Annotated in this window: 7 protein-coding genes; 2 read left to right on the top strand and 5 right to left on the bottom strand. The window is 56.5% G+C overall.

Annotated features, from left to right (window positions below):
* Positions 1-333 precede the first annotated feature (333 nt).
* Together AC0GUR_RS16225 and AC0GUR_RS16220 are read left to right on the top strand one after the other, a co-directional pair.
* Positions 334-558: a hypothetical protein gene (locus tag AC0GUR_RS16225; RefSeq protein ID WP_472878532.1), complete on the top strand. Its 225-nt coding sequence runs from the start codon at positions 334-336 to the stop codon at positions 556-558.
* A gap of 1,205 nt (positions 559-1,763) precedes the next feature.
* Positions 1,764-2,495, top strand: coding sequence for an abortive infection system antitoxin AbiGi family protein (locus AC0GUR_RS16220; protein WP_472878531.1), 732 nt, complete (start codon positions 1,764-1,766; stop codon positions 2,493-2,495).
* Between the two features lie 796 nt (positions 2,496-3,291).
* Here the strand turns inward: AC0GUR_RS16220 and AC0GUR_RS16215 are convergent.
* From AC0GUR_RS16215 to AC0GUR_RS16195, 5 genes are all read right to left on the bottom strand, one after another.
* Positions 3,292-3,729 carry a hypothetical protein gene (locus tag AC0GUR_RS16215; RefSeq protein WP_472878530.1) on the bottom strand — a complete coding sequence of 146 codons (438 nt, stop codon included), beginning with the start codon at positions 3,727-3,729 and terminating at the stop codon, positions 3,292-3,294.
* The gene (locus tag AC0GUR_RS16210; RefSeq protein ID WP_472878529.1) at positions 3,707-5,692 is read right to left on the bottom strand and encodes a hypothetical protein; all 1,986 of its coding nucleotides are present in this window, start codon (positions 5,690-5,692) and stop codon (positions 3,707-3,709) included. The genes AC0GUR_RS16215 and AC0GUR_RS16210 overlap by 23 nt, the downstream gene beginning before the upstream one ends.
* Positions 5,683-7,395 (bottom strand): site-specific integrase, encoded by a 1,713-nt coding sequence (locus AC0GUR_RS16205; protein ID WP_472878528.1) that lies wholly within the window; start codon positions 7,393-7,395, stop codon positions 5,683-5,685. Before AC0GUR_RS16205 ends, AC0GUR_RS16210 begins: the two co-directional genes overlap by 10 nt.
* Positions 7,395-8,669 (bottom strand): hypothetical protein, encoded by a 1,275-nt coding sequence (locus tag AC0GUR_RS16200; RefSeq protein WP_472878527.1) that lies wholly within the window; start codon positions 8,667-8,669, stop codon positions 7,395-7,397. The genes AC0GUR_RS16205 and AC0GUR_RS16200 overlap by 1 nt, the downstream gene beginning before the upstream one ends.
* A 307-nt stretch (positions 8,670-8,976) precedes the next feature.
* Entirely contained in the window at positions 8,977-10,176 is a 1,200-nt protein-coding gene (locus AC0GUR_RS16195; protein ID WP_472878542.1) for an amino acid aminotransferase, read from the bottom strand.
* Between the last annotated feature and the right edge of the window lie 2 nt (positions 10,177-10,178).

Here is a 10,178-nt window from a genome sequence, read left to right as displayed (position 1 = left end):
GGTCTGCGTGCCATGCAACACTCCTTCCGCTTGCGCGTCTATAGTGTGTTGCGTTGACCGGCTGAAGTCGCAACCCAAAGCGGACGCCCCAGGATCACCAGATCGAGGTTGGCCCGGCGGTGGCAGCCTGTTCGTGCGCAGCACGGGTGGAGATGACGGACGGTCTGAAATCTTGGACTGGGCACATCTAGGCCGAAAGGCGGGCTGAATGATGTATGGACACACCATGTGGCACGGCGGAGGATCAAGACGGGCGTTGCTCGGATCAGGAGCAGTCAGCAACGCCCATCAGCAATGGATCAATCGCTCTGCTCGGTATGAAGAGGTCGCTAGATGACGACTCTGCGTGGTGTGTTCGGCCCCTACACTTACGAAGGCTCCTATACGACTACTCGGGATTCCGCGGTCTGGCGCGCGCTGCTTTGGCGCGAAGGTGAATTCCAAGGGGAGATTGGCGGCGAGCTGCTGGAGGCTTCGCATGTTGCAATATTGGATTGCGCCTTCATCCACGCGCTGGTGCAAAGTCGCATTGCACCTTTACTCAGGCCAGGAGATTAATGCCGCAATGCCTCTACAACTCGGTGCTTAGTTGAGTTGCATTCCTCTCGTGGACGCACTCGTATGTACGCTTAAGTGATCAACGCAACAACACCGCACTCTGCAGCAAAAAAATGTTTTGCGATGTCAGCTTCGCTTATGACGCTCCGCAAAACGCCACTAAAGGAGCAAAAAACAAGCCGCCCGAAGGCGGCCTGGCGGGGCGTCGGTCATCCATGTGGCGTTAGGGCGCGACAGAATGCTAACTTCCCAGCTCTGCCAGTATGCGCTGGTCAGTCAGTGGTGCCAAGCCTTAGATGATCGCGATCGGGCGACTGCGTCTAGATTTCATGATTAACTGACGCCAATCGGCCAAGGTCCGCTTGCGACCCGAAGCGGACCTTTCCCAGCCTCGCAGGCACGGGGCTTCGACGGGATAGATTGGCCGTGTAACTACACTGAGGCTGGAGCATGGATCAGCTGCGACGGAAGCTAATGCTGAATGAGAGTGCATCCCGCCTCCGGGCAGCTGAACGCCTAAGTGACACGGATGACTCAAATTCGGCCTATCTATTGCGGCTACTTGGCTTCGAGCTTCTGCTGAAGGTGATCTACGAGCAAACATGTGGCAAGCCTTCTCAGTCGAAGCGATTCCAGGTTCGTCGTGCATGATCTGATCGGGAGATAGCACGAAGGCAATCTGCCTTTCCGTGTTGGACCAAAACGGCCACTTCCGACCTAGTTGCCCATAGGCATCCTGGACCTTTCGCACCAACAAGTACGTCCTCAAGTTGAAGGTGGCGACCGAAATAATTGCCAACGGAGCCGGAAGGGCCATGAGCGCGATCACCAAATAGAAAGGCCACTCTCGGCTCATTTCACCCTCGACTCACCATGCATGTGAACCCCAACGCCAGCCGGTCAACGCAACACACTATAGACGCGCAAGCGGAAGGAGTGTTGCATGGCACTGAGAACCCGCTTCTTGGCTTTTGCAGCGACTCTCAACGGCATGCCGTCGCCCTGCTTTTACGACATTTTGTCGCGACCCGACTCGGCACCGATGACGTTCTATCCACCGAGGAAGAGTTCAACGAGGCTGCGACCTTTGGTCGGGCAAAGGCGCTAAGAGCGCTGGTTCAGAATAAGATCGAAAGTGTCCGCTTCCGACCCATAGTCGACATTAGAAATTACAAAGATAGACGCCAATTGAGGTACAGAGCACCGTGAGCACTCCAAAATCGAACACCCTCTTTCACTTCACGCGCTCCTTAGAGTTTTTGAAGGGCATTTTGAAGAGTGGCTTTTATCCGCGATATTGCCTAGAAGACATAAGCTGGCTAGGGGCTGGTTCAGTTGAATTCGTGGGTGTGCCGATGGTCAGCTTTTGCGACATACCTATTTCTCGGATTTCTGAGCACACCGATTTTTATGGCAACTATGGCCTGGGTGTCACAAAAGAATGGGGGCTTAAGAGCTCGTTGCAGCCGTTGATATATACGCCGAGTACCGGGGTCGTCACAAAGCTCATGATCGACCTCTTCAAATTAACCGGCGAAAAAATAGACGCAATTGGCGAGCTATTGGATTGTGATACACACTTTCAGTCCATACTATCGATGGTGAAGCCTCTGTCTGGCAGCATGGTCATTAGGGGTGAGCTAATCGCAAAAGATTTCTATCAAGAAAATGAGTGGCGTTTCGTGCCCCACGCATATGAGCATGTAGCATTCAGAGATGATACCGATGCAAAGCGTGCAGAGCTAAATGCGGCGGTCGAAAAGCACGCGCTGCGTTTTACGGCGAGTGATATCCGATATATCTTCGTAAGTTCCGAGGCGGAAATTCCAGAGATATTTGACTTTATACAAAATAATCTTGGTCATTGGTCGCTCAATGACATTAAGATATTAACAAGCCGCATTACTTCTCTGGAAACACTCGGCAAGGACGTGTAGCTCTTTGTCCACTGGTGATTGGTGTAAATGTACTTGTTGTTTGGGCGTCGTGAAGCCGGCATGACTGGCTAGCGGGGCTGTTTAGGTCCGCTCCCGACCCATAGCGGACATCCTGGAACGGCGTCCTAAGTGCTGATATCGCGCTGTGCTCTATTGCGCCATTTGTACAGTAAAACCTGTTTGGACATTCAGGAGTTCACTGGGTGGTGGCAAGTCCAGCGATTGGTAGCGAAATGGCCACAAATAGAGTGCCCGGTCGGGATGGGTCCTAAAAGGCTGACGAGCACGACCAAATGAGCCTTGGCGCATTCTTCAGACCTTCCCTGAACTTCGGCCAGACGGCCCGCTGACGCATCATCCAACGAGGTAGCCGAACATGCATGCCGATAGCCCTGATTCGCAGTTTCTCGTTCGTGGCTTGTTCGTCTCTTACATGATCTATTACGCCACAGGAGAGGGTGTGCGAGTATGCATTGCCGTGGCTGGAAGCACACATCACGCTGAATCGATTCTCCGTGGAAGAATCGATGAATACTTTCACGCCCTGATCAAATCTGCCCCGATGGAGATCAATATGGCAGAGGAAGTTGCGCAGGTGATGAACTGGATACCTCAAGCGGTTCAATTCACGCTTGGCCAGATCCCGGTGGGCACGGGAGAGTACTACGCCGAGTTCTACTACAACCTGGGGTAATTTGCGGGGTTTTGCTTCGAGCGCATTTTTATTGGGCCTTAGAGCATACGTTCTCGCCCCGTAGCGAACCTCTCCATTCTCGTCACTTTGTGACTTGCAACCTCAGCGCAATGTGCTTAAGGGTGTCACATTGGAGGCGGGCAACATCGCTCGAAGCCTCGATATTTCCGCTGTGAGCTCAACGATCTTGGCATCTGCTTCCACGAGTAGTGATAGCGCCTGATCCCTCTCAATGATTACGCGATCGATCTTCTCTTTAAGCTCGTTGTTACGCTTTCGGGCACCCAGCACATCTTGCCGCGCGGAAGATTTTTGAGAAGCATTGTGCGTCTCGACGTAGGCCTGAATCTCTGCGACGAGTGTGGGGAAGCGGCTCTTTCGAAGGGCACTGGGATCCTTGCCGTCCTCCCGTGCCACATTATTCTGGGTGACGGGCGTCCCCTTTGGAAGCAGAGTAGGCACGTCCCGTTTCAAGCGCTCGAAGGCCTCACGAAAGGCTTTTTCAGCCAGGCCGTACTCAGGAGTGGGTGTCGATGACATTGATGACATGCTCTAAGGCTTTGCACTGATATGTCAGCGATTCATGCAAAGGTGTGCCCTCGGTCGCTGATGATAATCGGACGGAAGCCACCTCCTTTAAGGCAACGAACGCCCCCCGCTTGCGCTTGTCGACCAGACCATCAGGGCACACCGGATGGCTGCCCGCGCCAGCACAAGGAGTGATCGACTCGATACCGCCAAAGGGGCAAGCCCCCTTTTTCAAACACACGCCCAAGAGCGTCCGACGCACGTGGAGCTGGCCAGCCTTGGCTTTGCGTTCCAGTCCAATCAGATCGGCGTCACGGATAGCGCAGAGCATGTTGGTCTTATGCTGAGGTCCAATGAGCGAAGCAAAATCATCACCAACCAGTTGACTGGCTTGCAAGCTCAACATCTCGTAGGTCGTTCGGATGTAATCCTCGCGCGCAGCTTGATTCAGGTTACGCTGAGAGTAGCCTTGCCCGTAATAAAGCGACATTGCGCGCGTCAAGTGCTTCAATTGATATTGAACTGATGCATCACTGACGATACCTGATGCGATCATATTGACTGCCGTAGTTCGCCGCAATTGATGCCAAGCCAGGGGCCATAACGCTCCCACGTAGAACTTATCTTGGTCCAGCGTAGGATTAATCAGTCGCGCCATATCCAAATCGGATTGATTTATTCGGAGTTCCTCGGGGTCAAACAGGGTGGGACAACCCTGGTTCCAGTTGGCGTAGGTTCGAACACGATGGAGGATAGACAGGTCACGGCGCAGACTCCCGCGCTGGGTGCCTAACCAAGGGTCATAGGCTCGGACCATCAATCGTGGATTCGCGCAATCATTCTCGCGAACCGGAACATCGGGATAGCGGAGAGCGGCCTCCAGGCGCAAGCGAGATACTGCCGCCAAGGCATCGACGCCCAAGCGCGCCGTAGGGGAAGTCACCCATAGGGCGTCATCGTCCTCAATTGTCTTGCTCGTGGTTCCTCTCAGCAAGTAGATATCTCCAAATCGAGTGTCGTGCTCGATCTCAAGGCAGTTGGCCCGCAATGATCGGAATTCACTGCGGCGCATACCAGAGAAGTTAATGAGGTATGCCATACCAACGAAACCGACTTGCCCCAGGTAGGACGACAGCATTCTCGGATGGGCATCGGGAGGCAGCAGCTGCCCATCTTTCAAACACCAACGTTGCAGGAGTTCCGCCACCTGGAGCCGCCGAGCTGCCTCAGCAAACCAGCCGTTGGCAGGAATCTCAGCTCCGGGCGAGGGGGACGTAGCGGATGCTTCCGTCGCCTCCAGGCAAAGGCGATAGAGCGCACCTACCGCGTTAGCATGCTGGTGAAAATCATCCAGGAAAGTTCGCAGTCGCTGGACCTGATAGAGCCAAATGCGCGGTGGAATAAAAGGTGTCTGACGCCGCTCTTCGGTAGAGATGGCTGTCGCGAAATGCCGAAGCCCTTCCTGATCGAGCAATTGGAAACCAATTGCATCTCGTGCCAGCCAAAGGTCATGCAACACCCGCAAGAACCGTTCGGATTTAGCAGCGGAGATCTGGGGCAACTCCTTTGCCACTTGGGGGAAGTTAGCCAGCGCCGACGCCACAATGCCCTTCTGGGAGCAGAGCACAAACAGGGGTCTCAACTCAGAAAACCGATTACGAAGGGACGCAGTGCCCACCATGGGGCGGTCACCAAACATGAGCCATGCCATTACCAACCGAAGTAGCCTGGCATTAGCAGCATCGATGGGCGGTGCGCCGTTTAGCTTGGGCCCATCCCCAAAGTTGAGGATGGTGGACTGACCGGCGTATACCGCCAAATCCCACACAGAGTCCGAAAAGCGGCTCACCACACTCCCATGGCGATCGACCACGACCGGGAAATCCTCCGGTGGCGGCCAGCTCGGCAGTCGAAAGTACGCGTGTGAGGGGGTGATGGTTGCCTGCGCCACCTTCAATGTCAGTGCTAGACCCATTCAAGGTGCTCCGCCAATTGAATCAAGCCATCCCAATACGGGTGGTAATGCCCTTCCGTAACACGTGCCACCGCCTCCACCGCCCACGCCGGCTGCTCGCCATCTCCCGCGGCAAAGCCCTCAATCTTTTCGCTAGCTCGCTCAACGACCAGCAGTGACGTCGGTTTGTCCTGGGAACCACCGATGTTGGCCCGGGTGAGTTCCAGACTCTTAAGGTGGCGAAAACTCGCCAGAGACCAAACGTGGTCGAAACTATCGATATCGCGATGCTGAAGACAGAACAGGCATCCCCCGGCGTTCACACAGTCTGGAGTGGGTGCGGTCCCTGGTGTATCGGCTCGAGACATCGGCAATATCCCCACGCACGCGCCTGGACTCGGCGGAGTGATAGCTGGATCGGTCACCTGCCAGAACCGTGTAGCCTCAATGGCAGCCCTCTGATGGTGCGGTCGTTCGTATTGGCGGACCAACGTCTGTACCGTGTGCTGCGCTTGCTCCGCCGTGAGCACGGGGTCGTCAGAGCGACGCAACAACCAGTTGATACGCGTACAGCGAAGCTGTCGAGCGCCAAAAAATGGTACACCCAAGGCCTCAAGCGTTCGCTTGGTCCGGTTGCAGTACATTTGCTGTCTCTCCCCCTCGCCATGAACGGAAAGGAATGGGAAGAGCAGCCCGTCCTTGCTCTCAGGGAAAACTTGCTCGCGCCAGTTGAGGTAGCGCTCAAACACAGGACGATATTCAGAGAAAATCTCGAACTCGACCTCGCCCCGCCTCCTGCCCTTGTACCGGCGTACGGCGTAACCACCGTTATAGCTCTGGTATCGAAAATCGCCCATGCGAAGCTTGGCTGCCTGAGACAGATTCATACCTGTTTGCGCAATGAAGATCTGCAATTCAGCTTCCAGGCGCAGGTTGATCAAGGGGAAGCGTACGCGTAACGAGGTATCTTGCGACCATCGCTCGCGGAGTGCCTGCACCTTCCGGACCACCGACGGATTATGCATCTGCGGATTCAAAGTACGCACACGATTGGCTGGCTTGAGCCCTGACCACTCTTGCCAACGTTGACCGGTGCGCAACCACATCTCGATCGGCAACGGGCCGTTGATCTTCTCCAACGTCAGCGCGTTGGCGATATCAAGTAAGGCATGACCCATCGCATACGTATCGGACAAGTTCTGCTTGTCGGTTTGGGTACCCAGGACCTTCTTATTGGACTTCGGAAATCTTAGCCGCGCGGCTCTTCGTAAGGCCCTGTCCGACGGTAAATCCAGCGCGTGCGCAAGCAAACTCGAGAGCTGACACCCGGTGCCGTAGAGCGACGCAACTGACAGGGTCTTTAGCCGAACACGCTGCTCTTGGCTGTGCGCCCACTGAACAAAAATCTGCTCGACATTGGCGAGCGTGATGTCCTCATCAATAGTGTCGGCATAGGCATAGAGCGACCGCAATCGGCGAATCTCACCTCGAAGCGTGGCTTTAGGGCTACCAGCGACCAACTTGGCCCGCAAGTAGTCATGAAGTTTCGTCAGGACCTGTAATCGTGCACGTCTTGCTGGCCCTAGCAGACCATGATCGATCTGATGGTGAACATGGCAACGATTGGCTTTAGCCGCCCCTCGATACAGGAGCGCCTGCAGACTCCATGGTTTCTCCTGGGGCCCTATGGGCATTTCCGGAAAGTCCAACACCGGCAGCGACATCACAGCGTTGGCTCAAGCTTGGGACTTAGGGCACCAATGAAGTCGCGGCTGAACTCGTTCGCAAGCGCCTCTTTAATGGGTTGCTGCTGAACGAACTTGATGTACTTCAGTGAAGTCGCTTCATGCTTATGCAAGAGCAAGTCTTTGACCAGCGCAATGGCATTGATGGGACCGCCAACACGGATGGCAATCTCAGCGACGGCTGTACCGAAGGTCGCGCGCGTCTGATGAAAATTGAAGTCGCGCAGATGAGGTCCGTTCGCGCACACCACCTTCTTCAGCCGATAGATCTCGGTGTTCAGACTCGGGCTCTTATCTGCACCACGTGCGGCATACGGGTTCCCGTAGCGGGTAAGAAACACCAAATCCTTATGATCGTGGCTTGCCTTCGCCTCGCGATTCAACCGCCTTACCGACATCACGTAATTGCGTACGCGCTGGAGCAGTGGAGACGCGATCAGAATATGGCCCGTCACGCCGTACTTAGTCGCTACAGGAGGGCTGGCGTTAGGGCCCACTGCTAGCCGGTACATGAACGGTCCGCTCACGTCGGGTGCGGCGTTCAATAGAGTGCCGCACTTGAGGTTACAAATCGTGCCAAGGCGCATGCCAGTAAAGAATCCCAAGGCCAACATCAGGAACACTTCCTCCGAAGCGTGCTCCTTGGCCAGCCTCAGAAGCGCATCACGGTCCTCTAAGCTGAGTGGTGTGACGCCATCCTCCAGGCGTATCCCATCTCTCGCCCGGTGAGGGATCGAGAGATCGGTGCTGGCGACGGCCAACGTACGGTCAAGACCAGTGACATCCGTTGAGCGAATACCGACGATACGGTCCCGCCACATGGGCCATTCAGTAGAAATGAGACCCGTACTCTTGAGCCATCTGTAGAAGGCGATCACGGCGCGCATCCGGGCTGCCGCTGTCGAGGGCGCCACTTCACCGACATCTCGCGCTTTGATCAACGCTCCCCGATAGCGGACCAGACAGCGGTCAGCCTTCCGTTGCGGAAACTCCCACCAATGCGTTCCCGTGGACTCCAGCCACTTGGCGTATGAATGCAGCGACGCTGCATTGGAGAGTACGGTCTTCAGACCGACTTGCTTCTCACACGCGCGTTCATACAACCAGAGATTGGCCTCTCGCCACGGCATCCCTGTCTCCCACGTCAGTTGAGGCAAGCCGCAGATCTTTGGCCCAAATGGCTCCCAGTTGATCTGGCCCTCATTCACTGCAGCCCGATGAGGCTGCAGATTGACTCCTAACAATTGCGCCATGTTCCTTGCCCAAGTGATGTTAGTCGGCCAATGAGAGCCTTACTTAGCTCTCACTGGCTGGCAACGCATGGTAGTCCATGGGCACAATCCGATCTTTACGAGTCCACAGGATCTAACCGATCCTTAGATTGCGGAAGAACATTCGGTATCCGTGGTTTTGCCGTCATTCCGGCGTACCCCCAAAAAGGGGGCAAGGGCCGGAATCCAGTGGCGACAAGCATCGATGGTGCTGTGTCGCTTTCTCAGAAACTGAGGCGCTGGATCCCGGCCTGCGCCGGGATGACGAGCATGTAGGTTTGGGCTTCTATCAGCGGCTGACCGCAGCGACGGCACTAACCACCGTATCCAGGTTGTTGCGATTCAACGCCGCCACGCAGATGCGGCCGGTGCCGATGGCGTAGATGGCGTACTCCTCGCGCAGGCGGTCCACCTGGGCCTTGCTCAGGCCAGAGTAGGAGAACATGCCCGCCTGCTCCTGGATGAAGCCGTACTGCGATGCGCCGGAAGCGGCCAGCTTCTCCACCATGCCGGCACGCATGGCGTGGATGCGTTCACGCATCTCACCGAGCTCCTGCTCCCACATGGCCTTCAGCTCCACGCTGTTGAGCACACCGGAGACCAGCGCGCCGCCGTGCGTGGCCGGGCTGGAGTAGTTGGAGCGGATGGTGCGCTTGACCAGCGACTGCACGCGCAGTGCTTCCTCGCGATCCTTGCCCACGATGGACAACGCACCCACGCGCTCGCCGTACAGCGAGAACGACTTGGAGTACGAGTTGGCGACCACGAAAGCTTCGACGCCAGACGCCGCAAACAGGCGCACCGCCGTGGCATCGGCATCGATGCCTTCATCGAAGCCCTGGTAGGCCATGTCGATGAAGGGCATCAGCTTGCGCTCCTTCACCAGGTCCACCACCTGCTGCCACTGTTCGGCATTCAAATCCACGCCGGTCGGGTTGTGGCAGCACGCGTGCAGCAGCACCACCGTGCCCGGCTCCAGCTTGCCGAGGTCGGCCAGCATGCCGGCGAAGTTGAGGCCATGGGTCTGCGGATCGTAGTAGGCGTACTCCACCACGTCGAAGCCAGCAGCGGTGAACACCACGCGATGGTTTTCCCAGCTCGGGTTGCTGATGGCGACCTTGGCCGTGGGCAGCACCTTCTTCAGCAGATCGGCGCCAATGCGCAGCGCGCCGCTGCCGCCAATGGTCTGCGAAGTGGCCACACGGCCCGCGGCCAGCAGCGGCGAATCTTCACCGAACACCAGCTTCTGGGTGGCGAGGTTATAGGTCGGCAGGCCGTCGATGGGCAGGTAGCCGCGCGGCTTGGCTTCCAGCGCCAGCTTCTGCTCCACCTCCTGCACGGCACGCATCAGCGGAATGCGGCCCTGCTCGTCGTAATAGATGCCAACGCCCAGATTGACCTTGCCCGGACGCGGATCAGCCAGATAGGCCTCGGTGAGTCCCAGGATCGGATCGCCCGGGGTCATTTCAACGGATGCAAAGTGGGACACGG

The sequence above is a fragment of the Dyella sp. PARNA 12/25 genome, from assembly GCF_055702865.1.
Note: the sequence above shows the minus strand (reverse complement) of the source record. Positions and strands in the feature narration are given on the sequence as shown.